Below are 26,618 nucleotides of genomic sequence, written 5' to 3' on the forward strand. Positions count from 1 at the left end.
GCGAACCCACCCAACTGCGCACCCGAGAAATCCTTCAGCGACCCCAGCAACCGCCCCATCGGAGTACGCGCCCCCGCCACGATCACAGAACCGCTCACCACTGCCTCCCGGTGCGTCTTCGTCGACTGCCACGTCATCGATGCGTCGCAGCACCATGATGGCCCCGCGGGCGCTCCCGGACCATACCCGCGATGACACCCGGTGCCACCTGTGACGACTGCCATAACCAGGCGCTACGGATGACAGGAAGGTTCCCATGCTCTCACCTGTCACCGGCTCCGGTGACAGGAAAGTTCCCATGCTCGCGACGCCACCCGCCCCGGCGATCAGGCCGCCGGACGACAGGAAGGTTCCCTTCCTCGCAAGCCCCGTCACGCCCAGCCGCCCGTGGACGGCCGGGCGTGACAGGAAGGTTCCCCTGCTCTCAGCAGTTGCCGGTGCCGGTGGTGGTGTCGCAGAGGCTGGTTTCGGCGGCCCAGGACAGCTTCGTGCGGGCGTTGACGCCGAGTTCCCGGGAAGCCGACACGTCGGTGTCCGCGCCGGAGTCGGCCTTCAGCCAGTACCGCACCTCGTAGTCCTTTCCGCCCTCCGCGTAGGTGAAGACGTAGAACGGTGCCGGGACCGGGGCCGGCCCGAAGTCGGGGGCGGTCCAGGCCTTTTCGCCCTCCGCCTCGCTCGGGTCGACGTACAGGCAGTCGTACTTGGTGCCCTCGAAGGTGCAGTCGCGCGGCTGCGCCCCGCCGTACCGGGTGACGCTGTCGTCCTTGGTGACGCCGTCGGATTCCAGCCGCTGGTAGATCGTTTCGCAGGCGCCTGCGTCGCAGGCGTGCCAGTCCTTCCACGCGGTGGCTCGGGCGCTTGCGGTGGACGATCCGCCGTTGACCGCGTCGCAGAACTTGCCGACCATGTACGGCACCATCTTCTGCGCGGCGCCGACCGAGTCGATGGCGGTCGCGGCGGTCTCCCCGGCGCCGAGCCCGGCCGAGTCGAGCTGCCAGATGCCGACGCCCGGGTTGAAGAACAGGCCCTTGGCTCGTTGTTCGGGGTCGGCGAGGGAGGTCTGGTCGTCGTAGCGGGACAGGGTCATCGGCGACGGCGCCTTGCCGGATCCCGCCACCTCGGGCCACGTCGTGGACAGCGCCAGGTTGGTCGCGGCTTTGGCGCTGATCGTGCAGTCGGCCGCCCCTGCCGCCTCCTCGGCTGCGGCGCTCACCGCTGCGTACGGTTCGGTGCCGAACACCAGCGGCCCGGGCGCGACCCAGGCCCGGTCCCGGCGCAGTTGGTCCGCGCGCGGATTGTCGCCGCCTCCGCCGCTGGGCACGCCGTCGCCACCGGCGGCCAGCGCGGCGGGTACGCCTAATCCGATGGTGACGCCGAGCACCGCCGTCAGGATCGCGAGCCCGCGAACCGGCCCACGTTGCTTCTTCGCCATCTTCGCCCCTCTCAGGTGAATCAGCCACATGCTCGTGCGTAGCAAGGTCACCCGACTCCGCTCGTTGGGGCAATTCGATCTTCCGGATTTGCCGGTATTCCCGGAAAATGTGGTCGCGAGTTACGCTGCGGGCATGCGAGCGGACTTAACCGGCCTGGTCACGGCCGTGGATCACGTGGGCATCGCGGTGGCCGATCTGGACGCGGCCATCGCCTTCCAGCGGGACACCTTCGGATTAGAAGTCGCGCACACCGAGGTGAACGAGGAACAGGGCGTGCGCGAAGCGATGATGCGGGCGCCCGGCGACGCCACGGGCGTGACGCAGATTCAGCTCATCGCGCCACTGCGCGACGATTCGGCGATCGCGAAGTTCCTGGACCGCAACGGCCCCGGCCTGCAGCAACTCGCCTACCGGGTGACGGACATCGACGCGGCCATGGCGGCGATCCGCGCCAAGGGATTGCGCCTGCTCTACGAGGAACCGCGCCACGGCACGGCGAACAGCCGCATCAACTTCGTGCACCCCAAGGACGCCGGCGGCGTCCTCGTCGAACTCGTCGAACCGGCCGAAGTCCACTGAGGACAGCCTCGGAGTCGTGAGTGCTTTGTGCCGCCATGGCAGCACAAAGCACTCACGACCCGATCACGCCGGGAGCAGCAGCATCCGGCGTTCGGCGATCTCCTCGACCGCCTCACGGCTGTAGGCGAGCGGGAAGTACTCGCCGGTGCGCCAGGATTCGGCCAGGTCCCGGTAGTGCGGGTCGTCCGGGTTCCCGGACTGGCCCGGCGTGTTGACCGCGATCGAGGAATCCCAGTCGCCCACGTCGAGGACCATCCGGAACGACGGGCCGTTGGTCTGCCGGAAGTCGTTCGTCCGGTACGACGACTGGTTCACGGTGTCCGGGGAGCCGCCGCGCGGCAGCGGGCCGACGTCGAACCGGGCGCGCTCGCCGGCGTCGAACGCCTTCGACGCCGGGTGCTGGAAGAAGCTGTGGTGCAGCTTGCCCCACCGCCAGCTGCCCTCGCCGCGCCCGAGCAGCTCCTGCACCTCGGCGTAAGCAGTGCGCAGCGTGTCCAGCAGCAGCCGGTCGCGGGCCGCCTCGTCCGGCAGCCACCTGCCGGGCTTCTCCAGCTCGCCGAGCAGGACCAGCGTGTCGGCGTCCTCGATCACGCCGGCGGCCTTCGGCACGGCGGCGCGCACGAACCCGGGCCCGAGGTGCTTCGACAGCCACACCTCGAACAGCGCCGCGGCGTTCGAATCGGCCGCCTCCACCGAGTCCCATCCCCGCAGCAGCCGCAGCGCGCGGCGGAGATCGGATTCACCGCTGTCCAGTTCGGACAGCAGCGCGATCAGCCGCCGGGCCGGGATGGACAGCTGATCGTTCTGCAGCGCCGCCGAATCCGACACGGTGTGCTTGCGCTGCCGCGACAGCACCTCGACGATCCGCTGGTGCCGGAACGGGTTGGTCCACTCGAACCCGAGGCCCTTGTCCTGGTATTCCGGCGGCAGGTTGAACTGGTTCGCGGTGGCGATGAACCCGGCCGCCGGGTTGAGCTCGCGCGGCAGGTCGTCGCCGGAGTAGAAGCCGTTCCACTCGTAGCGGCCGTCGCCGGGCACCGGCAGCAGGCCGTCGTAACCGACCCGCTTGGGCGCCAGGCCACCGGGCACCCAGCCGATGTTGCCGTCGACGTCGGCGTAGACCTGGTTCTCCGTCGGCGCGCCCCAGTTGCGCATCGACGTGGTGAACTCGCGGAAGTTCCGGGCCCGCATGTAGGAGATGCTGCCGAAGTACGGCGACATGCCCGGTTCCAGCCAGGCCGTCCGCACCGCGTACGCGAGGTTCCGCTGCTCGTCCACGCGGATCACCGGGCCGTGCCTGGTGAACGCGAGCTCGACGGTCCGGTCGGCCTCGCCGAACACCGCGACCGTCTCGCGCCGGACCGACATCGACTCCCAGCCGTCCCGGTAGCGGTAGCGGGTGCGGTCGGCCGGGTCGAGCTGGTAGACGTACAGGTCTTCCTGGTCCATCGGGAAGATGGTGAGCCCGAACGCGATGGTGCCGTTGTGCCCGATGGAGATTCCCGGCAACGCGGGCTCGCCGGCGCCGATCACGTCCAGGCCGGGCGCCGACAGGTGCGCGATGTAGCGCAGCGACGGAGCCGAGTAGGCGCGGTGCGGGTCGTTGGCCAGGATGGGGCGCCCGGTGGCGGTCCGCTGCCCGCCGACCACCCAGTTGTTGCTGCCTTCGGTCGTCGCGTCGCGGATCGTCCTGGCTCGGATCGAACCGTCCTTGAATTCGACCTCCTGGGTGGCGAGCTCGAATACCGCCAGCACGTCCGCCGGCATCGCGCACGGGTCGAAGCCCTCGGGCACGGTCGTCCGCCGGTCGGGTTGCAGGCCCTGCCGGACCAGGTCCGCGTCCACCCCGGCGGCGCAGGCCACCTTGGCGCGCTTGACCTCGCTGGTCAGGTTTCGGGTCAGGCCGTGGCTGCGGATGCGCACCACGTCCGCCGGTTCCCAGCGGGCGGGCCGGTAGCCGAGGATGCCGAACTCGGCCGGCAGCTGCTCCGGGTGCTGGTCCAGCCAGTCCAGGTAGGCGTTGATGCCGGCGGTGAACTGCGTCGCGATCCGCTGCGCGTCCGGGGCGTAGCGCGACCATTCCACGTCCATGTCGCCGCGGTAGAGGAACAGCCTGGTGGCGCGGTCCTGGTCGACGTAGTCCGGGCCGAGCACCTCGGCGAGCCGCCCGAGGCCGCGGCGGCGCCACAGGTCGATCTGGAACAGCCGCTCGCGGGCGGCGTTGAAGCCCTGGGCGAGGAACACGTCGTCCTCGCTGCTCGCGTACAGGTGCGGGACGCCGTAGCGGTCCTCGATCAGCTCGACCGGCGCCCGCAGGCCCTTCACCTGGAAGTTCGTCACCGGGGCCGGGTCACCGGGGGTCGCGCTCGCCGCGGCCGCCATCACACCTGCTCCGGCGATTCCCGCCGCAGTCGCGACGAAACCCTGTCGCCGGGAAAACCGCACGCGCCCAACGTCCACCACAACCTCCCGCGTCGACCACCTGCAGGAAGTTGTAGTCCGGGCAACATCTTTTCACAAGAGTGAAGCGACTTCATGATAGGTGAGCCAGGCGTCAGGGGTTGTTCAGGTAGGCGAGCACGGCGAGGACGCGGCGGTTCTTGTCGCCGTCATCGGCGATGCCGAGCGCCAGGCGGCGGCGCTGCCCCGCGAGCCCGCCCCCGGCCTGAACCTCGGCCCGGAAGTAGGCCTGGCCCCACCCCGCCGTACGGCCAGGCCCCGGTCAGGCCGGCTTGACCTTCCGCGGTTTCCCGACGCCGAGCTCCAGGGCCTTGGCGATGAAGCTGATCTCGCGGTCCAGCTCGTCGTCGTGCGCGCCGTGCCGGGCCACCGAGTGGCGGTGGTTGACCACCCGGGCCAGCAGCACGGCGGCGGTGTCGACGTCGCAGCTCACCGGGCCCGGCGGCAGCGCCAGCTCGATCACCCGGCGGATCAGCTCCACCACCGTCCCGAACCGCCGCTGCAGCGCCTGCCGCACCGCGACGTGCGTGTCCGCTTCCCGCCACAGCAGGTGGCTGAGCAGCGGCGACGACTCCAGCCGCGCGTCGAGTTCGCCGATCAGCCGGCGCAGGCTGCCCGCGACATCGCCCCGGACGGCGACCCGGTCGGACTCCACCAGATCCTCGGGCAGCCGCTCGACCAGCGCCGTCAGCAGGTCCTGCTTGCGCCGGAAGTAGTAGTGGATGAGTCCTTTGGGGACCTCTGCTCGCTCGGCGATCCGGGAGGTGGGCGTGGCGTTGAAGCCGTGCTCTGCGAACAGCTCGCCTGCCGCGTTCAGGATGCGCTCCCGCGCGGACCGATCACCCGGCGCCGCGACGGCATCGTCCGATGTGGACGGCCGCTTGCGGGCGCCGCGATCGCCCGGTGCCTCCGCCATGAACCCGACCTCCGACCTCCGGCCGACTCGTTCCACGGGGCCGGTCAAAAAGAACGCGCGGCCCGGACGTTACCGCCGGACCGCGCGACAGCGAACTCGCGAGTGGTGGTGATCGCTCGAACGGCCGCCACCGCTCGCGACGATTGGCGTGTTTCACAGGTGACGGCAGCCACCCGTGGCACGGCCCTCAGTGCTGGCCCGCGATTCCGCGGTGCGCGGCGTTGGCTTCGGGCAGCGCGGCGGCACCAGCGATGACGGCCAGCACGCCGACGATCCACGAGGTCCACGAGGCGCCCATGAACCCGGTGTAGCCGAGGACCCACGGCGAGATGAACAGCAGCACGCCCAACAGCATGTGGCTGTATTCGCTGGTCATCGAGCCCGGCATGGCCAACGACCACACGCTCGCGATCACCAGCAACGCGCCCAGCACGATCATCGCGGACATCGCCGCCCCGTTCGTCGCCGTCCACATCGTCCCGAGGATCAGGTAGACGCCCAGCACCACTGCGACCCAGTCCTGCCAGCGAACCCACGGCTTCACAGTCGAACCGCTCGACCTATCGGCCACGTCGATCACCTCCACTGATGCCCGACTTGCACCTCCATGTTCACTCTTGGTTGGCCAGCCGGTCAAGAGTCCGGATCGTGGTGTTCCGTCCGCTTCGCCACACCATCCGGCGCGCCACCGCGAAGCCGCGTCGGGGGCCTCGTCCACCGGGCGAGGAAAATCCGGCTGATACGCGCCACACCTCCCACAACAACGTCGTCTTCCAGGTAGCTTGGTTGCCATGGGCCTTGCCGACGACCGCGATTTGCTGCCACTGGGATCGGGATTCGACCTCGCTCGCAAGAACGGCTACGACCGCGCCCAGGTCGATGAGCACCTCGAGCGACTCGACGCCGACATCCGCATCCTCTCCGCGGATCGCGACGCCGCGGTCTCCCAGGCGGGAGACCTGTCCAAGCAGCTGGAGTCGGCCCGCTCCGAGATCGAGAGCCTGCGCGGCCAGGTCGACCGGCTGGCCAAACCGCCGACCACGCTGGAAGGTCTCAGCGAGCGCCTGCAGCGAATGCTGCGCCTCGCCCAGGACGAGGCGAACGACATCCGGGGCCGCGCCGAGAAGGACGCCGGCCTGATCCGCACGCGCTCCGAGACCGAGGCGACCAACCTGCGCAACCGCTACGAGCGGCTGCTCTCCGAGGTCGACAGCCGGCGCAGCGAGATGGAAACCGAGCACCGCTCGCTGATGGAAAAGGCCAAGGTCGAGGCGGAGCGGATCACCCGCGAGGCCGAGGAGAACCGCAAGCGCGCCGACCAGGAGTCCGAGGCCCGCCGGATCCAGGTCGAAGAGGACTTCGAGATCGCGATGGCGGCGCGCCGCAGCGAATCCATGCGCACCCTCGCCGAGCAGGAGGCCACCAGCAAGGCGGAAGCCGAGCGCCGCGTCCGGGAAGCGACCGAGGAGGCCAACCGCCGGCTGCGCGAAGGCACCACCGAAGCGCACCGCCGGGTCCGCGAGGCCACCGACCAGTCGAACCGGATGGTCGGCGACGCCACCGCGAAGGCCGAACAGCTCACCCGCGAATCCACCGACGCAGCGCAGAAGCGCGAGAAGGACAGCATCGAGACCGCCGAGCGCCGCGAGCGCGAAAGCGTCGAAGCCGCGCAGAAGCGCGAGCGCGAAAGCATCGAAGCCGCGCAGAAGCGCGAGCGGGAGAGCATCGAAGCCGCCGACAAGCGGAAGCGCGAGAGCACCGAGGCCGCGGAGAAGCGGATCCGGGAGAGCAAGTCGGAAGCCGAGCGGCTGGTCCGCGAGGCCACGGAGAAGTCCGAGCGGATGGTCCGCGAGTGCACCGAGGAGGCCACCCGCCTCATCGACGAAGCGACCCGCGAGAGCAAGCGCCTGGTCACGGCGGCCCGCGAAGACTCCCAGCGCCGCCTCGGCGCGACGACCGAAGAGGTCCAGCGCCGCCTCACCAAGGCGGACGAGCAGGTCCACTCGCTGACCGAACTGCGCGAGTCCGTGGCCAAGAAGCTCCGCGACGCCGCCGAAATGCTCGGCCAGACCACGCCGCTCCTGGAACGCCTCGCCCAGGAGGACTCCGAAGAGGACAAGCTCCGCGAAGCGGCGGCGGAAGCCCGCGAACAAGCCCGCAAGGACGCCGAAGACGCCCTCGCCCGCGACTCCCGCAACGAGGAGCCCGCCCGCCAGGCGAAGCCGGCGGCCGAGGCGAAGCCGGCGCAGGACGCGACGAAGGCGAAGCCGAGCGGAGCGAAGCCCGAGGCGCAGCCTGCGAAGCAGGCGAAGCCGAAGGGCCAGGGCGGCAAGCCGTCGGGCGGCGGCGGAGCCGCCGACGACGGGCCGACGGAGCAGATCCACCGGGACACGGCGCGCGGTCACAGCCCGCACGACGAGCCGACGCGGCGCATCCAGCTGCCGGTGCCGGAGGGCAAGGGCCAGCAGCAGCGCTCCCACAGCGCCACCCGGATCGACGCCACGAACCAGCAGCGCCGCTGACAACAGCCCGCCTCACCTGCGCGAACAGCTCGCACGACGTCGGCTGACTCACGCTGCGCGTCCCCTGTGGAACGACGCGCGCTCGCGACACCAGATGCTGGACGTCGGCACGGCCACACATGCGGTGGCTGCGCCGGGCTGAACCAGTCCACTTAGGACTCGGACGCCGTTCCGCCGCTGGTCGGCTCGCCACCTCGCGGCGGACACTTGCACCTGACACGGTGTCAGGTCCTAAACCAGGGGTGTCATGTTCAGCATTGGAGACTTCGCCAGGCACGGCCGGGTGTCGGTCCGGATGTTGCGCCACTACGACGCGCTCGGGCTGCTCCGGCCCGCGCACGTCAACCGGTCGACCGGTCATCGCGGCTACACCGCCGACCAGTTGGCCCGGCTCAACCGGATCATCGCGCTGAAGGAACTGGGTTTCAGCCTGCAGCAGGTGCAGCGGATCCTCGACGAGGAGTTCACCGCCGAGCAGCTGCGCGGCATGCTGCGGCTGCGGCAGGCCGAACTCGAAACCCGGATCGCGGCCGACACGGCCCGGTTGGCGCACGTGCAGGCGCGGCTCCGAACGATCGAAACCGAGGGAACCATGCCCACCGATGAAGTGACGATCAAGTCCATCCCGGCGCTGCGGCTGGCCGTGCGCTCCGGTACCGCCAGGAGCATGGATCCGCAGTCGATCGGCCCGGTGGTCCGCGGCCTCTACGACGAGCTCGGCGCCGCGCTGGGTCGCGCCGGCGTGACGCCGGTCGGCCCGGCCACCGCGTACTACGAGTACGGAGCGGACGACGACACCATGGTCGTGCACGCCGGCCTGCCGGTGAACGTCGAGCCGGACCCCGCCTACGGCTTCGAGGTGGTGGACCTGCCCGCGGTGGAGAAGGCGGCGACGATCGTGCACCGGGGCCCGATGGACGACTGCCTTCCCGCGTACCAGGCGCTGGCGCGCTGGATCGAGGACAGCGGCCACAGGCCGCTGGGCACGAACCGGGAGGTGACGCTGGCCTGCCCGGCGGACCCGGCCGGGATGGTGACCGAGATCCAGGAGCCCATCGCCTGACGTCCTGCCTGGTCAGCACGGGTGCGCGTCATCGAGAGGGACGACGCCTGTCTCTACGAGCAAGGACAGCTGTGGGCATCTCGCGGCCTGCACCGACGGAAAGGACCAGGTCATGTCGGACCAGGAGTTCCCAACCGGTGATGACGACAGGGCGCGCGCCAAACGGCAGTCCGGAAGCTACTTCATGCTGCCCAGCGAAACGGCCGAGCAGTTCAAGCGGTCCGAGGCGGACATGGAGAAAACGCGGGATCGCGCCGTAGAGCGGAATGCCCACCCGCCGGGCAAGGGCGACCACTAGGAGGCAAGGGCGCGAGGCTCGGCAACCGAGCCTCGCGCCGCCTAGGCGATCCGGGCGATCCAGGAACGGACGACGTCGGCGAAGGCGTCCGGCGCCTCGACCGACGACAGGTGCCCGACGCCCGGCAACGTCACGAGCTCGCCACCGCGCAGCGCATCCGCGAGCTCGCGAGCGTTCTCCGGGGGCGTCAGCGCGTCTTCCTCGCCGACGACCACCAGCGCCGGGCCGTCGTAGGCCCGCAGCGTGGCTGTGCTGTCGGGACGTCCCGCCATCGCGCGCTGCGCCCACGCGACACCGTCCGCGGGCTGAGCATCGATCATCTCGCGGACACTGGAGACGATCTCGGGGCGTTGCTCGTGCGTAGTGCGCCCCAACAGGTTCGGCAGGCTGCTATCCGCGAGCCAACCCTTGGTGCCCTCGCTCGCCGCACGATCCGCAACCTTTAGGCGGTTGGCGCGCTGCTCGTCGTTGTCGGCGACGGCCTTGGTGTCGACGAGCAGCAGGCCCGCGACGCGCTGCGGCGCAGCGCGCAGCAGCGCCATCGCGACGTAGCCGCCCATCGAGCAACCGCCCAGGACGACCCGCGGCAGCTCCAACTGATCCAGCAGGGCCAGGATGTCGGCGGCGGCGCGATCGATGCTCGGCTGCACTGCCGCGCGCCGGTTCGCGCCCGGCTCCGCCAGGCCCCGCGCCGACGAGCCGTCCAACGCGCTCTCGCCGAGACCCCGCTGATCAGGGGTGATCACCCGCAACTGGTCGTCCAGGCGGCCCCGCACCGGATCCCACATCCGCGCATCCACCGGGAAGGCGTGCAGCAGCACCAGCGGCGTCCCGGCTCCCGATTCGATGAAGTGCACGGGCCCATCCTGCCGGAACGACCCACCCGACGCGCCCCGACGAACCGCCACCGCCCGCCCTGCTGTGCGGATTGCAGCTTGGGAACCTTCCTGTCATCCCCACCGAGCCCCGGCGTGAGCTTGGGAACCTTCCTGTCACCCCACCCTGGCCCGGTGCGAGCATGGGAACCTTCCTGTCATCCGAGCGCCCAGGCGTTGCTGAGGTGTGCTGCGGCGCAGATGTTGACGTCCAGCAGGTAGGCGCCCACCTGACCGCACTGGCCCGCCTCGGTGCCCGGGTCGATCGGTTGGCCGTGGCCCATGCCGGTGATCTCGAACGTCTCCACCAGGGTTCGGCCGCCCGCGTCGTTGTAGACCGCGTGCGGGTAGCCCGCGACGGTGTCGGTGGCCGACGGCGTGCCCGGGATGCCGTGCACATTGGTCCACTGCTCGACCTGTTCGCGCTGGTTCGCCGGCGCCACCGTGTAGTCGGCGGTGCCGTGCCAGATGCTCAGCGTCGGCCGCGGCCCTTGATGCTGGCTCGCGGCTCGCACCTTGTCACCCCATTGCGCCGCCGTCAGATCCCGGCCGGGGTTCATGCACGTGAACGCGTCGACGGCGCTCGTCGCGCAGCCGAACGGCAGGCCCGCCACGACGCCGCCACCGGCGAACATTTCCGGGTAGGTGGCGAGCAGCACCGAGGTCATCGCGCCGCCTGCGGACAGGCCCGTGACGTAGACCCGGGCCGTGTCCGCGCCGGTGTCGTCGATCGCACGCCGCACCATCTGCGCGACCGATTCCGCCTCGCCCTGGCCGCGCGTTGTGTCGCCGGGCTGGAACCAGTTGAAGCAGCGGCTGCTGTTGTTGGCCGCTTCCTGCTGCGGCAGCACTAGCGTGAACCCCGAGCGCTCGGCGAGTTCGACCCACCCAGCGCCGTTGCCGTACCCGGCCGCATCCTGCGTGCAGCCGTGCATCGCGACTACGACCGGGCGGCCCGTGGGCAGCCCGTCGGGGACGTATTCGAACATGCGGAGCGCGCCGGGATTCGCGCCGAACCCGGTCACCTCCCGGATTTCGGCCGCCGACGCGGCGGGGGCGACGGCGAACAGGGCCAGCAGCACGGCCGCGACCAGCGAGAAGACACGCACTCAGACCACCTCCTTGTGGTTTGCACCACCAAGGTAGGGGCGTTGGCGCAACCACCTCCACAGTGGACGCCACTACACCGCGAGCGCCTTTTGTGTGCCGTCACCACATGTTCGGGTTCGGCGCCCCGCCATAGCGTCACGGGGCGAACCCGAGGAGGTCTGCCGTGCCCAGCCGAATCGCCCTGCTGTCCGCCGGTCTGCTCGCCGGCACGCTGCTCCTTCCGGCCGAGCCGGCGGCCGCGCAGTCGGCGGACTGCCGTCCCGCGGCGCGGGTTCCCGGTGCCGCGCACCAGGAATCGGCCTGCCTGGACGACCTGACCACCACCGGCACGCTCGGCTCCGGGCACACGGTGCAGGCCGACTGGGCCGGCCTGACCGCCCAGGACCTGCCCGCGCCGGGGCCGGTTCCGGGCATCCAGATCGACGGCTACTTCCCGGACACCTCCGCGACGAACACCAACCACGGCTGGAACCACGACTCCCAGTTCGTGCTGCGCCTGCCGCAGCGGTGGAACGGCGGCCTGGTGATCAGCGGGACTCCCGGCAACCGCAGGCAGTACGCCAACGACCGCGCCATCGCCGATCACGTCCTGGCCGCTGGTTACGCCTTCGCCGCGACCGACAAGGGCAACACCGGCGCCGAGTTCTTCACCGACGGGCAGCGGCCGGGTGACGCCGTGGCCGAGTGGAACCACCGCGTCACGCAGCTGGCAGCCGCGGCGAAGGTCACCGCCTGGCGGCACTACGGCCGGCCGCCGTCGCGGACGCTCGCCGCCGGGCTGTCCAACGGCGGCTACCTGGTGCGCTGGCAGCTGGAGAACCGGCCTTGGCTCTACGACGGCGGAATCGACTGGGAGGGGACACTGTGGACGCAGCGGGACAACCTGCTGACCTTCCTGCCGACGGCGCTTCGCGCCTACCCCGCCGACGATGAACAGGCGATCCTGTCCGCGGGTTTCGCGCCGGGGTCGCAGTTCCTGTGGGACTACCACCACCGCGTCTACTGGGACCTGACGCAGCGGATCTACCGCGAGGAGTTCGATCCCGGCTACGACGGCGACCGGGTGGCCGGGATCCCGTTCTGCGCCAGCGGGACCGAGGGCTGCGACGCGGACTACGACTACGCCCGGCGCCCCGCCGAGGTGCATCGCGCGGTCGAGCGGATCGCGCTCACCGGCCGGATCGGAAAACCGCTGATCACCCTGCACGGCACCCTCGACACGCTGCTGCCGATCAGCCGGGATTCCGACATCTACGCGCGGATGGTGGCCGAGTCCGGGCGGGCCGGCCTGCACCGCTACCACCGCATCGAGGGCGGCAACCACACCGACGGCCTGGTGGACCAGTTCCCGGGCCGCCTGCGCCCGCTGGCGCCGCACTTCCGCGACGCCTTCGGCGAGCTGGAGGGCTGGCTCGGCGGCAGCTGACCCCGGCCGGTCAGGACCGGGACCGGGCGAAGCTCTGCGCCGTGGCGGTCAAGCTGCCCGCCAGCAGGGTGATGCCCGGCAGCGTCCCACTCACCAGCGGGATCCACGCCAGCGCGCCGATTCCGGCCATGGCGAGCCCGGCGATGCCGAAGACGGTCAACAGCACGCCCGGCACCGCGATCGACGACTGCCGCCAGACGCCCGCCAGCGCGAGGAAGTGCACCCCGACGACGAAGGCGATCCATGCGACATTCGCCTGGTCGGGGGCGCCCAGCACGCGAAGGACTCCGATGCCGCCGAACAGCAACACCGCCTCGGCGGCGACGACGAATCGGTAGCGCTTGCCGAACATGCCGCCGGACGGCCGGGTGTCCGCAGCGCGCGGAGATTTGTTGGCCAGCACAGCCAGAAGGACGATCACGGCGAGCGCGACGGCCGCGAGCACCTTGAGTGCCAGCACGGCTGGGCCGGACAACGGGTCCGAGGTGTTGACGAAGACGAACACCACGCCGAAGACGGCCCCGATCAGGGCACCGAGGTTTTCCTGTCGCACCAAGGAACAGTAGCCGAACACTCTTCACATTCACTTGCATGATCCACGCCGCACCGGTTCGGCGAGCTGTTCCACGACCAGGCGGCCGGGCACCGGCCCGGTCGATCAGCTCGCGACGATGGGCAGCTCGTAGCGGCTGACCCAGGTGACCGGGCCGTCGTCCGCCCGCTGCCCCGGGGCTCCACCTACCGAGACGTCACCGCGGTGCGTGAACCCGCGCTTCTCGTAGTAGGAACGCAGTCGGCCGTTGGAACTCACGCAGTCCAGCCGGAGGCCGGCCACCCCCTGCTCACGAGCATTCTCACCCGCCCAGTCGAGGACGACCGAGCCCAAGCCCGCCGCCCAACGGCGCACGGCCATCCGGTGCACATATCCCGCGGTGCCACCGATATCGGCCCAAGGCGGGTCGGACCAGTCCAGCGTGACGGTCCCCGCCGTCTTGTCCGCAACGCTGATCAGCCATGTCTCGCCCCGGGAAATCGCACCTTCGACCCACTCCGCTTCGAAGCGCGCCGGCCACTGGCCGATGCCCCGCTCGGCGAGCCAACCTGCTGCCTCGTCGAGCACGAGCAGCACCTCGTCCGTGGAGTCACCCGTGGCGAGGCGGAAGCGGACCTCTTCGCCATTCAGTTGATCGACATGGCAGGAATGATCGCAGGATCGCCTAGGACTGCAGGTTGTGCAGGCGTAGCGCGAGCTGGATCTCCAGCGCCCGGTCCGGGCTCTGCCAGTCGGAGCCGAGCAGGGAGCCGACGCGGTCCAGCCGCTGCACGACCGTGTTGACGTGCACGTGGAGCGCGTCCTTGGCACGCGTGAGGTTCGCCCCGGCAGCGAAGTAGGCGTGCAGCGTGCCGACAAGTTCGGTGCCGCGCCGGGTGTCGTAATCGAGGACCGGTCCGATCGTCCGCCGGACGAAACCGTTCAGGTCCGTGTGCTCGCCCAGCAGCACGCCGAGGAACCCGAGGCCGTCCATGGCCGCGCCCTCGCCGATGCGGCCGAGCGCGAGCAGGGCGCGCAGGCAGCGAGCCGCTTCGGCGTGCGCCGCGGCGATCTCCTGCGGGCCGCGCGCCGGGCCCGCCGCGCCGACCGTGACCGGGTTGTCCACGATGGATCGCAGGTCGGCGGCGATGCGGGACGCCGACTCCCCCGGATCGCCGGCGGGCACCAGGAGGACGACCTCCTCGGCGTGGATGCCGGCGAGCGCGGCGCACCGCCCGGCCGCCACCGCCAGCCGCGTTCGGGGCACCTTGTCGGCGTGCGCGATGAGCACGGCGTGCGGCTCGACGAGGTCCAGCCCGAGCCGTTCAGCGCGGGCCAGCAGCGCGCCGGGATTGCGGTCGGGCGCGGTCAGCAGGTCAGTGAGCAGTTCGCCGCGCACCTCGTCCTCCGCCTTCGCCACGGACCGGCGCAGCATCAGCAGCAGCGCGGTGACCACCGCCGCGCGCTCGAACAGCCGCCGGTCGGCGTCGACCAGATCCGCCCGCCCGACCAGCACGATGCTGCCGAGCAGCTCCGGCCCGGCCTGCACCGCGCACACCCATCCGTCCGATGTGGACACCGCACGGCCCGCGGCCCGGGACGTCGCGACGGCTTCCGCCGGCGGTTCGGGCGGTCTACCGCCGGCGCCGGTCAGCTCGGTGCCGTCCGCGTCGAACATCCCGATCGCGCCGCGCAGCACATCGGCCACCGACGCCGCCACCTCCGGCAGGTCGCCGCCGCGCAGCACCAGATCCATCAGCCGGTCGTGGGCCTCCTCGGCGCGGTGCAGGGCCTCGCTGTGCGCGCTGATCTCCTCCAGCAGGGCCGCGTTGTCCAGCGCGATCGCGGCGTGGTCGGCCAGCGACGACAGCAGCGCGACCTCGTCCGGGCTGAACTCGCGGCGCGTCCGGTCCGAGGCGTAGAGCACGCCGATGACCTGGTCGCCGAGCGCCAACGGCACGCCCAGGATCGCGGTCAGCCCCTCATCGCGGACCGCCGAGTCGATCGGAGAGGTGTGCCGGAACCGCTCGTCGGCGAAGTAGTCGTGCGTCGCGTACGGCTGCGCGGTCTGCGCGACCAGCCCGCCCAGCCCCTCCCCCATGCCGAGCGTGACCTTCTGGAACAGCCGCGACACCGAGCCGTCGGTGACCCGCATGTAGGTGCGCCCGGCGGCCTCGTCGTTGAGGCTCAGGTAGGACACGTCCACGCCGAGCAGCGTGCGGCCACGGCGCACGATCGACCGCAGCACCGCGTCGGTGTCGCGCAGCCTGGCCAGATCGCTGGCGGTGTCGAACAGCGCGCTGAGCTCGGCCTCTCGGCGGCGGTGCGCGCCGAGCGTGCCGTGGATCCGCAGCGCCACCGCCGTGGCCCTGCCCAGCTGCGGGTTCTCGACCGCGACGCGCGCCAGCTGCTCGCTGCTCGCGCCGCTGGCGAGCAGTTCGAGCAGCCGGACCACGTCGTCGTTCACCGGCTCATCTTGTCACCGCGACCTGCTCTTCCGGAGCCTCGTCGTGCAACGAGCTGCCCGCGGTCTCCTTCGCCAGCGCGACCGCGACCAGCGTGATCGCGCACATCGCGAGGACGTAGCCGGACACCGCGATCGTGCTGCCGAAGCCCTGCAGCAGCGCCACCGCGATGATCGGCGCCACCGCACCGGCTGCGATCGAGGACAGCTGCCCGCCGACGGAAAGCCCGGTGTAGCGGACCCTGGTCGGGAACTGCTCGGCGAAGAACGCCGCCTGCGGCCCGTACATCGCACCGTGCAGCAGCAGGCCCACCGTCGTCGCGGCCGTGATCACCACCGCCGACCTGCTGTCCAGCAGCGCGAAGAACGCGAAACCCCACGCCGCCATCGCGACCGTCCCGAACAGGTAGACGGGCTTGCGGCCCAGCCGGTCGGACAACGCGCCCCACAGCGGGATCGTCACGAAGTGCACCGCCGAGCCGATCAGCACCGCGTTCAGCCCGACGGACTTCGGCAGCCCCAGCGGCCCGGTGACGTAGACCAGGATGAACGCGGTGAGCACGTAGTAGGACACGTTCTCGGCCATCCGCGAGCCGATGGTGACCAGCACCTGCCGCCAGTGCGTCCGGAACACCGCCACCACCGGGACGCTGCGGGTTTCCTCCCGCTGCTCGGCCTTGGCCTGCGCGTCGAGGAAGACCGGCGATTCGGTGACCGCGAGCCGGATCCACAGGCCGATCACCACCAGCACGCCGGAGAGCAGGAACGGGATCCGCCAGCCCCACGCCATGAACGCCTCGTCAGACTGCGTCGCGGCGAGCACCGCCAGCACCGCGGTGGCCAGCAGGTTCCCGCCGGGCGCGCCGCACTGCGGCCACGACGCCCACAGCCCGCGGCGGCGATCGTCGCCGTGCTCGGACACGATCAGCACCGCGCCGCCCCACTCGCCGCCCAGCGCGAAGCCCTGCACCAGCCGCAGCAGCGTCAGCAGCAGCGGCGCGGCCACGCCGACCGCCGCGTAGGTGGGCAGCAGGCCCATCGCGCAGGTCGACCCGCCCATCAGCAGCAGGCTCAGCACCAGCAGCTTCTTGCGGCCGACGCGGTCGCCGAAGTGCCCGAACACCAGCCCGCCGAGCGGCCTGGCGAGGAACCCGATGGCGTAGGTGGTGAACGCCAGCAGCGTGCCGGTCAGCGGATCGGCATCGGGGAAGAACAGGTGGTTGAACACCAGCGCGGCCGCGGAGCCGTAGAGGAAGAAGTCGTACCACTCGATCGTCGTGCCGATGAGGCTGGCGCCGACGACCCGCGCGATCGAGCCGCGCCCGGATGGGTTGCTGGCCAAGGCGAACACTCCTTTGTGTGTGGGCCGGTTCAGGCGGCGGTCCAGCCGCCGTCCATCGGCAGCGAAGCGCCGGTGACGTGCTCCGCGTGGTCCCCGCAGAGCCAGCGCACGAGTTCGGCGACCCGGCGCGGGTCGATCAGCCGCTTGAGCGCGGCGCGCTGCAACAAGACCCGCTCGACGACCTCGGACTCGCCGAGCCCGTGCGCCGCGGCCTGCCCGGCGATCTGGTCGCGGACCAACGGCGTGTCGACGTACCCGGGATTCACGCAGTTGCTCGTCACGCCGTGCTCGGCGCCCTCCAGCGCGACCACTTTGGACAGTCCTTCGAGCGCGTGCTTCGCGGTCACGTAACCGGCCTTGAACGGGCTGGCACGCAGGCCGTGCACGCTCGAGACGTGCACGATGCGTCCCCAGCCCTGGGCGTACATGTGCGGCAGCACCTTGCGGGTCAGCAGGAACGGCGCGGTCACCATCACCTGCTGCATGCGGACGAACGTCTCCGGCGGGAATTCGGGCAACGCGGCGACGTGCTGGAAACCCGCGTTGTTGACCAGGACGTCGACCTCGGCGGGAAGCCCGTCGACGGCCGCCGCATCGGCGAGGTCGGCGGGGTGCGCCCAGCCGCCGACGTCGGCGGCGACCCGTTCGGCCGCGGCGCGGTCGAGATCGACGACGTGGACCTTCGCCCCGGACTCGGCGAGGGCTCGCGCGCACGCCTGCCCGATCCCGCTGCCGGCGCCGGTCACCAGCGCCACGCGCCCGCCCAACGGGACGTGCCGGATGTCACTCATGCCCCAGGACGTTAAGCCGCAGACCCGCCAACGCCTATGTGTGCTGACACCACAACATCGCCGAACTCCATGGTCCTGTTCTCCATGCCCAATGCTGGACGGGCATCAGCTCACCGCGAGTCCGCCGTCGACGGGCAGGACGACGCCGGTGGCGTAAGCAGCTTCGCTCCTGGTCAGCTGCAGCACCCACCACGCGATCTCCTCGGGCAGCGCGCCGCCGGTGATGATCACGGCCTTGCTGCGGTTCGAGTTCATGCCGGCCGACGCCAGGCATTGACGCCAGCGTCAAGGTCAAGCCGTGCGAGCATGGGAACCTTCCTGTCACCCGCCGCCGCTACCAGCGAAAATCGGATGATCAGGAGCAGGCCGAGGGGCTAGCGTGGGCGGGTGCCCGAACCGGATGAGATCCACACCCGCCGCTTGGTCCTCCGCCGCATCCAGCCTGCCGACGCCGATGCGTTCATCGCGATCTCCGCCGCCGCTGAGACCCACCCGTTCGACGCTCACATCCGACGACCCCGGGAACAGCTCCTCGAGCTGCTCGACAAGATCCACCGGAGCTGGGTTTCCGACGGAATCAGCTACTGGGCGATCCGGCTGCCGGGCTCCGAGGAGGTGATCGGCTTCGGCGGCCTGCGGCACTGGGTTGAGGAGGGCGAGCCGGTGCTGAACCTCTACTACCGTCTCTGGCCGAGCGCGTGGGGCAACGGCTACGCGACGGAAATGGCCGAGACCGCCGTGCAGTGGGCGCGGCGACACCGCCCGGATCGGCCGGTCGTGATCGTGACGGATGCGGAGAACACGCCGTCGGTGCGGGTCGCCGAGAAGCTCGGGTTCAAGCTGCACCTGGCGCGCCACCGCGACGGCCTGCCCGAGCTGGTGTTCCGGCTACCGGCCACGGGCTGACGCGAGCACGGGAACCTTCCTGTCACCCGCCGCCGGAACGCCCAGGTCAGGAGTCGACGATGGTGACCTTGCGGGTCTCCGACGGGCCGTCCCAGGTGCGCGGCAGCGGCGTCGGCACGTCCGGCGCCACGATCCGCACGATCGCGTCCAGCGCGGCCTCCGCCTTGCCGACCCAGAGGTGCTTGGTGTCCGGGAAGCCGATCACCTCGGCCTGCGGGATCGCCGCGAACCGCCGACGCGCTTCGTCCGGGCGCAGGTAGTCGTCGAACTCCGGGATCAGCGCGTGCACCGGCTTGCCCGACCCGGCCCAGGCCGCCAGGTGTTCCTCAGTGCTCCAGCGCAGCGGCGGGGAGATCAGCACCGCGCCCTCGACGAGCGGGTCCAGGCCGTGCACCAGCGTCAGGTCGGTGCCGAACGACCAGCCGACCAGCCACACGTTCGGCAGGTCGTGGAACTCGGCGAACTCCAGCGCCGCGGCCACGTCGAACCGCTCGCTGTTGCCGCCGTCGAAGCTGCCCTCGCTGCGGCCCGCCTCGCTGACCGTGCCGCGCGTGTTGAACCGCAGCACCGCGAGGTCGGCGAGCGCGGGCAACCGGAACGCGGCCTTGCGGTAGATGTGCGAGTCCATCATGCCGCCGTGGGTGGGCAGCGGGTGCAGGCAGATCAGCGTCGCGCGCGGCGGCCGGGACTCCGGCAGCGCCAGCTCACCGATCAGCTTCAGGCCGTCGGCCGTGTGCAGGGTGATCTCTTCGCGGCGGGCCGGCAGCATCGTGTTGGCGCGGATCTCGGTGCTCATCGCCTCGATCCTGCCACGAACGAGTGGCCGACACGCTGTGACGTGCTACGACCAGCGCCGCGTGGGCCCGCGTCGGCCGCGCGCGCTCCAGCAGCCGTTGTGCCAGTGGCGCCGGTCGGCGACGCCGCCCTGCTCCGCCTCCGGCCAGGCCACCACGTGCGCGATGCCGGGCCTGATCTCGTGGTCGCAGCCCGGGCACCGGTATGCCTTGGTGGCCTGCGCGGCGGGCACGGTGCGCACCATCCAGTCGCCGTCGGGCCCGTGCTCGACCCGGGACATGCCGAACGCAGTGCCCATCGCGCGGTGGCTGGTGTCCTGAGACAGGCCCTTCGGGCGTTGCGGTCGGTTGCGTCGAGGCACGCCTGCAACGGTAACGGCCCGGCTACGGGCCGGACGCCGGCAGGTGCGGCCAAGCATGCACGGCGAGGCCGCGGGCGTACTCGCACGCGTCGATGCCGGTCATCTCCGGCACGGCCACGACCAGCATCGCCACCTCGACCTGGCCGGTGGCCGGATCACCGAACGGGATGTGCCCGGTTTCCGCGGAGCACAGCGGAACCTGCGGGTCGCCGCCGACGACGCTGACCACGGTGCGCCGGTCGGCGATCTGCTCCTCGACGGCCGCGCCGTGCAGCACCTTCGGCGGATCACCGGCGGTGTGCAGGAACTGGACGCGCGGCGCATCGGCGGCCTGCGCACCCCACATGCACTGGTGCCCGGCCGGGCTCGGCTGGGGTTCCGCCGCTTCCAAGCCGGGAATCTGCTGCACGGCAGCGGAATCCAGCAGCTCGCACGGATCCTGCAGCGCCAGCGAGTTCGCCCCGAACGACCGGTGCCCCACCCGGTGCTGTTCGAGCGCGGCGACTGCCGCGTCGGCCCCGGCCTGGGCCACCGCGCACAACCCGGCGGCCGGATCGCCGGTCAGCAGATCGGCGCTGACCTGCATGGCGATGTCGTCGGCGAACAGGATCTGCCGGGTGCAGTGCCCGGGCAGCGGCGCGTCCTGCACGATCCGCAGCGGCCCGCGCTGGACGACCGGCCGGTCCTGCTCGATCGGACCGGCGTCGACCAGTTCTCCCAACGCGAGCTGCGCCAGCGAGCCGTCGTTGAGCTTCAGCTGCAGCAGGCAGTAGTCCAGCGACACCGTTCCCGCGTGCTCCACCTGACCGAAACTTTGCAGCGCGGCTGGATCTGCCAACGTGCACGGGTCCACTGTGCGCAGATCACCGAGCACCGCCGCGGCGGTGCCAGCGTCGCTCGGCCGGCCGCCGGACTGACCGGCCGGCGCGGCCTCCGGTGTGCACCCCGCCACCAGCAGCACCAGTAGGAGCAACAGCGGCGTACCTCGGTGACGGAGACGCAGCGACATCAACTCAGCCTAACGCGGCGAGCAGCCGGACCGGCCGATGACAGCACGGGAACTTTCCTGTCATCCGCCCGGGAACCGCCGCTGCCGGGCCGCGAGCATGGGAACCTTCCTGTCACCCGAGGCACGGAAAAGGGAACCTCCCCGCCGTTTTGGTGGCAGGAAGGTTCCCATGCACCGGCTACTCGTCGAAGTTGCGCTTCGCCAGGTCGAGGATGCGCTCCACCGCTTGGCGCGCGTCCGGGCCGTTGGCGCGCAGGACGATCCGGTCGCCCTTGCGCGCGCCGAGGCCCATGACGCCCAGCACGCTGGCGGCGTCGGCTTCCTTGTCTCCCAGCGAGATCGTGACGTTCGCCTGCAGCCCGTTCAGGCTGCGGGCCAGCAGCGCCGCCGGTCGCGCGTGCAGGCCGACCTCGTTGGCCAGCTCCAGCTCCTCGCGGACTTCGTCCGCCGTCGTGGGTTCGCCGGGCTCGGCGAGCTCGCCGCCCGCAGCCGCCACCTCGGCGGCTCCGGCCACGCCCCGCATGTCGCCGCCGCCCTGGGCCGCAACCGCAGCGGCGACCGCGCCCTCCACCAGCGGCGCGTCGACGACGAGCGCCGTGCTCGGGTCGCCGAGCGACTCCACGGCGAGCTCGGCGATCATCTGCGCGCTGCCGAGGTCGTAGAGCACCACCGCACCGGCCCCGGTGTTGGCGTCCGACAGGGCCGCGGACACCTTCTCGAAGTCCGTGCCGATGTTGCCGTCCGGCAGTCCCCCGGCGGGCACGACCCGCACCTCGGGGGCCATCTGCCGGGCGAGTTCGGCGACCCCCTCGGCGAGCCGGGTGCTGTGCGAGACGATGACCAGTCCGACGTTCATGATCGCGACCTCGTGGCTTCGGCGAATGCGGACAACAGCAGCGCGGTCGAGCGCGCCCCGGGGTCGATGTGCCCGGCGCTGCGCTCGCCGAGGTATGACGCGCGGCCCTTGCGGGCCACCAGCGGTTCGGTCGCCTGCGCGCCCTGGTGCGCGGCATCGGCCGCGACGGTCAGCACCGCCGCCGCGCCTTCGCCGGATTCCGCGGCGCTCTTGGCGGCTTCCACCGCCGGCGACAACGCATCGACCATCGTCTTGTCGCCGACGGCCGCGCGGCCGCGGCCGATGACGCCTTCCATCCCGGCCTGCAGCGCCTTGGCGACCGCAGCACCGTCGAGCTCCTCGGCGTCGCCGACCGCCGCCGCCGCGCGCAGGAACGCGGTGCCGTACAGCGGCCCGGACGCGCCGCCGACGGTGGAGATCAGCACGGTGGCGGTCAGCTTCAGCACCGCGCCCGGCGTCTCCGGCGCCGCGGTATCCACTTTGGACACCACGGCGCGGAAGCCCCGGTCCATGTTCTCCCCGTGGTCGGCGTCGCCGATCGCCCGGTCGAGCTGGATCAGCTCGTCGCGGTGCTCGGCGACGATCGCCGCGCCCGCCTTCAGCGCGGCGATCACGTCCTGTGCGGTGCAACCCATTCCGGCGTTCTCCCTCACCAGTTCAGCGCGGCGGTGCGCACCGGCGCGTCCCAGAGCTCGGTCAGCTCGTCGTCCAGCTTCAGCAGCGTCAGGCTCATGCCCTGCATTTCCAGGCTCGTGATGTACGGGCCTACCAGTCGCCGCCGGACGCGGATGCCGCGCTCGGCGAGCAGCCGCTCGGCGATGCCGTGCGCCAGGTAGAGCTCCAGCAGCGGGGTACCGCCCATCGAGTTGGTGAACAGCAGCACGTCGTCGCCCCCGGCGAACGGCAGGTCCTCGAGGATCGGTTCCAGCAGCCGCCGGACGATGTCGTCCGCCGAGGTCAGCGGCACCCGAGCCCGGCCGGGCTCGCCGTGGATGCCGATGCCGATCTCCATCTCGTCCGCGGCGAGGTCGAAGCTCGGCTGACCGACGTGCGGCACAGTCGGCGAGGTCACCGCCATGCCCATCGAGCGCACCTGGGACACCACCCGCTTGGCGAGCTCCTCGCACGCGTCCAGGCCCGCGCCGCGCTCGGCGGCCGCGCCGACGATCTTCTCCACCAGGACCGTGCCGCCGACCCCGCGCCTGCCCGCGGTGTGCGTGGAGTCCTTCACCGCCACGTCGTCGTCGACGATCACGCTGCGCACCTCGACGCCGTCCAGGCCGGCCAGTTCGGCAGCGGTCTCGAAGTTGAGCACGTCGCCGGTGTAGTTCTTCACGACCAGCAGCACGCCCGCGCCGCCGTTGGTCTCGTCGATCGCGGCCTGCACCGCGTCCGGGGTCGGCGAGGTGAACACCGCGCCGGGCACCGCGGCCGACAGCATCCCGGGGCCGACGAAGCCGCCGTGCAGCGGCTCGTGCCCGGAACCGCCGCCGGACACCACCGCGACCTTGCCGGACACCGGCGCGTCCGTGCGCACGATCACCGCGGGATCGGTGCGGACGCGGAGCAGCTCGGGATGCGCGGCGGCCATGCCCCGCAGCGACTCGGCGACCACGTCCGCCGGATCATTGATGATCTTCTTCACCCGCTGGCCTCCTTGGCTGCCGAACCGGCGCCCGCGGCGCCGGCCGACTGACGATCAACTCCGCTCTCGCACCCCCGCGAGCCCGGCCGGAGGGTGCGAGAGCAAGGGAACCTTCCTGTCACCGACCGCGCAAGCCCAGCTGAAACGCCGAGTCGATCAGCCGGGCCGGGTCAGCGACCGCGCACCAGCCGGACCAGCCGCACCAGGCGCCGGACGGTGCCCTTGGCGCGGGCGAAGCTCATCGGGTTCAGCGGCATCCGGTACCGCAGCCGCGTCACCGACTGCGGCCGGGTGAACTCGCGCAGCCCGTCCGCGCCGTGGATCCGGCCGAACCCGGAGTCCCCGACGCCGCCGAACGGCAGCGACGGCACACCGGCGAAGGCGATCACGGAGTTCACCGCGACCATCCCGGTGCGCAGCTGCCGCGCCAGCTCCACGCCCCGCGCCCGCGAGAACACCGAGGCACCCAAGCCGTAGCGGGAATCGTTGGCGCGGGCCACGCCCTCGTCGGCGTCGCGAACCCGCTGCACCACGATGGTCGGCCCGAAGGTCTCCTCGGTGATGGCGGTGGAATCCTCCGGCACGTCGGTGAGCACCACCGGCTCGACGAACGGCGGGCGCACCGAGTGCTCGCCGCCCACGACCGCCCGGCCGCCGCGGCTGAGCGCGTCGTCGATGTGCCCGCGGATGATGTCGACCTGCGACGGCATCGTGATCGGGCCGAAGTTGGCGCCGGGTTCGCCGCCCGGGCGCAGCTTCCCCGCCCGCTCGGCGACCATCTCCAGGAACCGGTCCGCGACGGCGTCCACGACGTAGACCCGCTCCACGCCGATGCAGGTCTGCCCGGCGTTGGACATCGCGCCCCACACCGCCGCGTCCGCTGCGGCGGCCAGGTCGGCATCGGCGTCGACGATCAGGGCGTCCTTGCCGCCGCACTCCACCAGCACCGGGACCAGGTTCTCCGCGCAGGACGCCATGACCCGCTTGCCGGTGGCGGTCGAACCGGTGAAGGCGACCTTGTCGACCCCGGCGGCGCACAATGCCGCGCCGGTCTCGCCGAAGCCCGTCACCAGCTGGAAGACCGGGTGCTCGGGTACGGCCTCGGCGAAGCTCTCCGCCAGCCACTGCCCGACACCCGGGGTGAGCTCGCTGGGCTTGAACACCACGGCGTTGCCCGCGGCCAGCGCGTAGGCGATCGAGCCCATCGGCGTGAACGCCGGGTAGTTCCACGGGCCGATCACGCCGATCACCCCGAACGGCAGGTACTCGACGGTGGCGGTCTGGTTGGCCATCACGATGCCCGCCGAGACCTTTCGCCGGCGCAACACCTTCTCCGCGTTGCTGGCCGCCCAATGCAGGTGGTCGACGACCAGCATCAGTTCCAGCCTGGCGTCGTCGAGCGGCTTGCCGGTCTCCGCGCAGACGACGCCCGCGAGCTCGTCGAGGCGTTTGGCCAGCAGCTTCCGCCAGGCGTCGAGGCGCTGCTTGCGGCCGGCGAAGCCGAGTTCGGCCCACTCCGCCTGGGCCTCGCGGGCCGCGGCAACCCGCGCGCCGACCTCGGCCGCGTCGTGGATCGGGTGGCGCCCCACTATCTCCCCGGTGCGGGGGTCGATCGACTCGAACGTCGGGGACTGCTCAGTCGTGCCGCTGGGCATTTCGACGCTGCCACGGGCGGTCTGGGTCATGGCCGGCCTCCCACCTTTACGTCGGTCGTTGTCATCGTGCAGCCTACGGAATTCGGTGGCCGACCGGGACCGTCATGCGGTCGGCAGCTTCGCCCGCGCCTGTTGTGCCAGCTTCGTCGCATTCGCGCAGGGATCCATCGGGACCCGGCCCATGTTCATGATCTCGATCTGCACGATCTCGCTCTCGCCGTTGGCATTGGCGTTCTTGCGGTGCTCCCACCCGACCGCGCAGGTCGGCGGGTCGGCGCTGACCTGCGCCACGATGCCCGGCACGCCGGCGAGGTCGACCGGCGGCACCGAGCTGCTCGCCAGGGCGCCGACCTCGAAGCTCACGGTCACCGCCACGGAGTTGTCCGCCATCCACTTGCAGGCGTAGAGCCCTTCGCCACCGGCCGAGTCCGCCGAGCCTGCCATCGCGGCGTCGCGGATCGCGGCCTGGTCGAGGATCTCGCACGGGTCGAACCCGCCCAGTCCGCCCGACGCGCGGGGGCTGACCGGCGGTTTCGTCCGCACGACATCGACGGCGTCGGCCAGGATCTGCACGGCCGGCGAGCAGGCGTCCGCCTGCTCGCTGCTCAGCTGGATCTCCAGCCCGCGCGGCTCGTCGAAGTTCTTGGTGTCGGCGCCGGTGTAAGCGGCCGACGCGAAGCAGGAACCCGAACCGTTGTCGTAGACGGTGCCGGGCAGCCCGCCGATGCGGTTCGCCCCGGGATCGGACACGCCCTCGTCGAAGTAGAGGGTGACGTTGAACGGCTTGCCGTTGTGGTCCTTCATGAAGTTCGAGCAGGTCCCGAAGCCGTCCGGGGTCAACGCCGGGGCGGGTGTGCCGAACCTGCCGAGGTCGACCGACTGCAGGGTGGCGCACACGTCCACGCCGCGCAGCCGGTCCGGCGCGAAGGCCGGGTCCAGCAGCCCGGGCTTGTCGACGTCGAACTTCGGCACTTCGACGGTCCGCCGGGCCGAGGTCGACTTGCCGTCCGCGGCGCAGCCCGCCGCTGCGAACGCGGTGAGCGCGGTGAGCAGCGCGGCGATCAAGGTCACTGGTCGGGGCACGGCGATCACACTATCTAGCCGATCCGCCGTCGCGGACGGGAACCTGCAGATCCGGCGCAACGCGAACGGCGCCCGCCCCGGAGGGTGCGGACGCCGTCACGCCAGGTGTTCGCCTACTCCGGGGACGCTCCCCGCTCGGCTTCGTCGGGCACCACGATGGGCCGCAGTCGGGCCCAGGCCACGAACACCACCGCGAACACGAGCATGCCGATCCCGGCCCAGAGGTTGATGTTCACCCCGGCGGACTTGTCGATCTCGGCCTGCGGCTGCACCACGCCCACGATCGCGATCACCACTCCGTAGATGGCGAACAGCAGCGCGATCACCGTCCGGATGTCGAAGGCACCCGCGGTGTGCCCGGAACTCCGACCCGCCATGGCGGAACCTCCTCGTCGTTTGAAGTCAGCCGAAGATGATGTTGAGGGCGATGATCAGGACCAGCGCGATCCCCGCCAACAGCCCCGGACGGCGATACCAGCCCGCATCCTCACCACTGG

General features: G+C 71.2%; 27 protein-coding genes. 6 read left to right on the top strand and 21 right to left on the bottom strand.

Going from position 1 to position 26,618, the window contains the following annotated elements; translation table 11 throughout:
• Positions 1-424: 424 nt before the first annotated feature.
• On the bottom strand, positions 425-1,432 hold the full coding sequence (locus AB0H93_RS42915; RefSeq protein WP_358582394.1) for a hypothetical protein: 1,008 nt from the start codon (positions 1,430-1,432) through the stop codon (positions 425-427).
• 133 nt (positions 1,433-1,565) lie between these two features.
• Here AB0H93_RS42915 and mce point away from each other — a divergent pair, with 133 nt between their 5' ends.
• Positions 1,566-2,012, top strand: coding sequence for a methylmalonyl-CoA epimerase (gene mce, locus AB0H93_RS42920; protein ID WP_093278119.1), 447 nt, complete (start codon positions 1,566-1,568; stop codon positions 2,010-2,012).
• 63 nt (positions 2,013-2,075) lie between these two features.
• Here the strand turns inward: mce and AB0H93_RS42925 are convergent, their stop codons facing one another.
• The 3 genes from AB0H93_RS42925 to AB0H93_RS42935 all read right to left on the bottom strand — a co-directional run bounded on the left by AB0H93_RS42925 (position 2,076) and on the right by AB0H93_RS42935 (position 5,974).
• On the bottom strand, positions 2,076-4,394 hold the full coding sequence (locus AB0H93_RS42925) for a penicillin acylase family protein (protein ID WP_358582396.1): 2,319 nt from the start codon (positions 4,392-4,394) through the stop codon (positions 2,076-2,078).
• A gap of 340 nt (positions 4,395-4,734) precedes the next feature.
• The gene (locus tag AB0H93_RS42930) at positions 4,735-5,388 is read right to left on the bottom strand and encodes a TetR/AcrR family transcriptional regulator (protein ID WP_358582399.1); all 654 of its coding nucleotides are present in this window, start codon (positions 5,386-5,388) and stop codon (positions 4,735-4,737) included.
• A gap of 187 nt (positions 5,389-5,575) precedes the next feature.
• Positions 5,576-5,974, bottom strand: a complete 399-nt coding sequence (locus AB0H93_RS42935; protein WP_132494253.1) for an SPW repeat protein — start codon at positions 5,972-5,974, stop codon at positions 5,576-5,578.
• A gap of 205 nt (positions 5,975-6,179) precedes the next feature.
• Between AB0H93_RS42935 and AB0H93_RS42940 the strand changes: the two genes are divergently transcribed.
• From AB0H93_RS42940 to AB0H93_RS42950, 3 genes are all read left to right on the top strand, one after another.
• On the top strand, positions 6,180-7,910 hold the full coding sequence (locus AB0H93_RS42940; protein ID WP_358582401.1) for a M protein: 1,731 nt from the start codon (positions 6,180-6,182) through the stop codon (positions 7,908-7,910).
• Between the two features lie 247 nt (positions 7,911-8,157).
• Positions 8,158-8,973, top strand: a complete 816-nt coding sequence (locus AB0H93_RS42945; RefSeq protein WP_358582403.1) for a MerR family transcriptional regulator — start codon at positions 8,158-8,160, stop codon at positions 8,971-8,973.
• Between the two features lie 112 nt (positions 8,974-9,085).
• Entirely contained in the window at positions 9,086-9,271 is a 186-nt protein-coding gene (locus AB0H93_RS42950) for a hypothetical protein (protein WP_358582406.1), read from the top strand.
• A 41-nt stretch (positions 9,272-9,312) separates the two neighbouring features.
• On the opposite strand, the gene AB0H93_RS42955 is transcribed toward AB0H93_RS42950, so the two are convergent.
• On the bottom strand, positions 9,313-10,128 hold the full coding sequence (locus AB0H93_RS42955; protein ID WP_358582408.1) for an alpha/beta hydrolase: 816 nt from the start codon (positions 10,126-10,128) through the stop codon (positions 9,313-9,315).
• Between the two features lie 176 nt (positions 10,129-10,304).
• The gene (locus AB0H93_RS42960; protein WP_358582410.1) at positions 10,305-11,255 is read right to left on the bottom strand and encodes a PHB depolymerase family esterase; all 951 of its coding nucleotides are present in this window, start codon (positions 11,253-11,255) and stop codon (positions 10,305-10,307) included.
• Between the two features lie 212 nt (positions 11,256-11,467).
• On the opposite strand from AB0H93_RS42960, the gene AB0H93_RS42965 reads away from it, so the two are divergent.
• Positions 11,468-12,682 (top strand): tannase/feruloyl esterase family alpha/beta hydrolase, encoded by a 1,215-nt coding sequence (locus tag AB0H93_RS42965; protein WP_358582449.1) that lies wholly within the window; start codon positions 11,468-11,470, stop codon positions 12,680-12,682.
• Positions 12,683-12,692: 10 nt separating this feature from the next.
• Here the strand turns inward: AB0H93_RS42965 and AB0H93_RS42970 are convergent, their stop codons facing one another.
• The 6 genes from AB0H93_RS42970 to AB0H93_RS42995 all read right to left on the bottom strand — a co-directional run bounded on the left by AB0H93_RS42970 (position 12,693) and on the right by AB0H93_RS42995 (position 18,066).
• Positions 12,693-13,235: a hypothetical protein gene (locus AB0H93_RS42970; protein ID WP_358582412.1), complete on the bottom strand. Its 543-nt coding sequence runs from the start codon at positions 13,233-13,235 to the stop codon at positions 12,693-12,695.
• Positions 13,236-13,340: 105 nt separating this feature from the next.
• Positions 13,341-13,802: a GNAT family N-acetyltransferase gene (locus AB0H93_RS42975; protein ID WP_358582414.1), complete on the bottom strand. Its 462-nt coding sequence runs from the start codon at positions 13,800-13,802 to the stop codon at positions 13,341-13,343.
• A gap of 97 nt (positions 13,803-13,899) precedes the next feature.
• Positions 13,900-15,681 (bottom strand): GAF domain-containing protein, encoded by a 1,782-nt coding sequence (locus AB0H93_RS42980; RefSeq protein ID WP_358582416.1) that lies wholly within the window; start codon positions 15,679-15,681, stop codon positions 13,900-13,902.
• Between the two features lie 4 nt (positions 15,682-15,685).
• Positions 15,686-17,020, bottom strand: a complete 1,335-nt coding sequence (locus tag AB0H93_RS42985; protein WP_132494239.1) for an MFS transporter — start codon at positions 17,018-17,020, stop codon at positions 15,686-15,688.
• Positions 17,021-17,049: 29 nt separating this feature from the next.
• On the bottom strand, positions 17,050-17,811 hold the full coding sequence (locus AB0H93_RS42990) for a 3-hydroxybutyrate dehydrogenase (RefSeq protein ID WP_358582419.1): 762 nt from the start codon (positions 17,809-17,811) through the stop codon (positions 17,050-17,052).
• Positions 17,812-17,916: 105 nt separating this feature from the next.
• Positions 17,917-18,066 carry a hypothetical protein gene (locus tag AB0H93_RS42995; RefSeq protein ID WP_358582421.1) on the bottom strand — a complete coding sequence of 50 codons (150 nt, stop codon included), beginning with the start codon at positions 18,064-18,066 and terminating at the stop codon, positions 17,917-17,919.
• A 132-nt stretch (positions 18,067-18,198) separates the two neighbouring features.
• On the opposite strand from AB0H93_RS42995, the gene AB0H93_RS43000 reads away from it, so the two are divergent.
• Positions 18,199-18,717: a GNAT family N-acetyltransferase gene (locus AB0H93_RS43000; RefSeq protein WP_358582423.1), complete on the top strand. Its 519-nt coding sequence runs from the start codon at positions 18,199-18,201 to the stop codon at positions 18,715-18,717.
• A gap of 46 nt (positions 18,718-18,763) precedes the next feature.
• Here AB0H93_RS43000 and AB0H93_RS43005 read toward each other — a convergent pair whose 3' ends face one another.
• The 9 genes from AB0H93_RS43005 to AB0H93_RS43045 form a co-directional block, all read right to left on the bottom strand.
• Positions 18,764-19,513 (bottom strand): alpha/beta hydrolase, encoded by a 750-nt coding sequence (locus AB0H93_RS43005; protein ID WP_358582425.1) that lies wholly within the window; start codon positions 19,511-19,513, stop codon positions 18,764-18,766.
• 45 nt (positions 19,514-19,558) lie between these two features.
• Positions 19,559-19,873 (bottom strand): hypothetical protein, encoded by a 315-nt coding sequence (locus AB0H93_RS43010; protein WP_358582427.1) that lies wholly within the window; start codon positions 19,871-19,873, stop codon positions 19,559-19,561.
• 22 nt (positions 19,874-19,895) lie between these two features.
• Positions 19,896-20,882 (bottom strand): hypothetical protein, encoded by a 987-nt coding sequence (locus tag AB0H93_RS43015; protein ID WP_358582430.1) that lies wholly within the window; start codon positions 20,880-20,882, stop codon positions 19,896-19,898.
• A gap of 178 nt (positions 20,883-21,060) precedes the next feature.
• Positions 21,061-21,738: a dihydroxyacetone kinase phosphoryl donor subunit DhaM gene (gene dhaM / locus AB0H93_RS43020; protein ID WP_358582431.1), complete on the bottom strand. Its 678-nt coding sequence runs from the start codon at positions 21,736-21,738 to the stop codon at positions 21,061-21,063.
• Positions 21,735-22,373: a dihydroxyacetone kinase subunit DhaL gene (gene dhaL / locus AB0H93_RS43025; protein ID WP_358582434.1), complete on the bottom strand. Its 639-nt coding sequence runs from the start codon at positions 22,371-22,373 to the stop codon at positions 21,735-21,737. The genes dhaM and dhaL overlap by 4 nt, the downstream gene beginning before the upstream one ends.
• A 14-nt stretch (positions 22,374-22,387) precedes the next feature.
• On the bottom strand, positions 22,388-23,383 hold the full coding sequence (gene dhaK / locus AB0H93_RS43030; RefSeq protein ID WP_358582437.1) for a dihydroxyacetone kinase subunit DhaK: 996 nt from the start codon (positions 23,381-23,383) through the stop codon (positions 22,388-22,390).
• A gap of 170 nt (positions 23,384-23,553) precedes the next feature.
• Positions 23,554-25,068 (bottom strand): aldehyde dehydrogenase family protein, encoded by a 1,515-nt coding sequence (locus tag AB0H93_RS43035; RefSeq protein WP_358582440.1) that lies wholly within the window; start codon positions 25,066-25,068, stop codon positions 23,554-23,556.
• Positions 25,069-25,140: 72 nt separating this feature from the next.
• Positions 25,141-26,121: a DUF3558 family protein gene (locus tag AB0H93_RS43040; protein WP_358582443.1), complete on the bottom strand. Its 981-nt coding sequence runs from the start codon at positions 26,119-26,121 to the stop codon at positions 25,141-25,143.
• A 113-nt stretch (positions 26,122-26,234) separates the two neighbouring features.
• Positions 26,235-26,498: a hypothetical protein gene (locus AB0H93_RS43045; RefSeq protein ID WP_358582446.1), complete on the bottom strand. Its 264-nt coding sequence runs from the start codon at positions 26,496-26,498 to the stop codon at positions 26,235-26,237.
• Positions 26,499-26,618 lie beyond the last annotated feature (120 nt).

This window comes from Saccharopolyspora sp. NPDC050642 (assembly GCF_040654735.1).
GTDB classification, from domain to species: domain Bacteria; phylum Actinomycetota; class Actinomycetes; order Mycobacteriales; family Pseudonocardiaceae; genus Saccharopolyspora; species Saccharopolyspora elongata.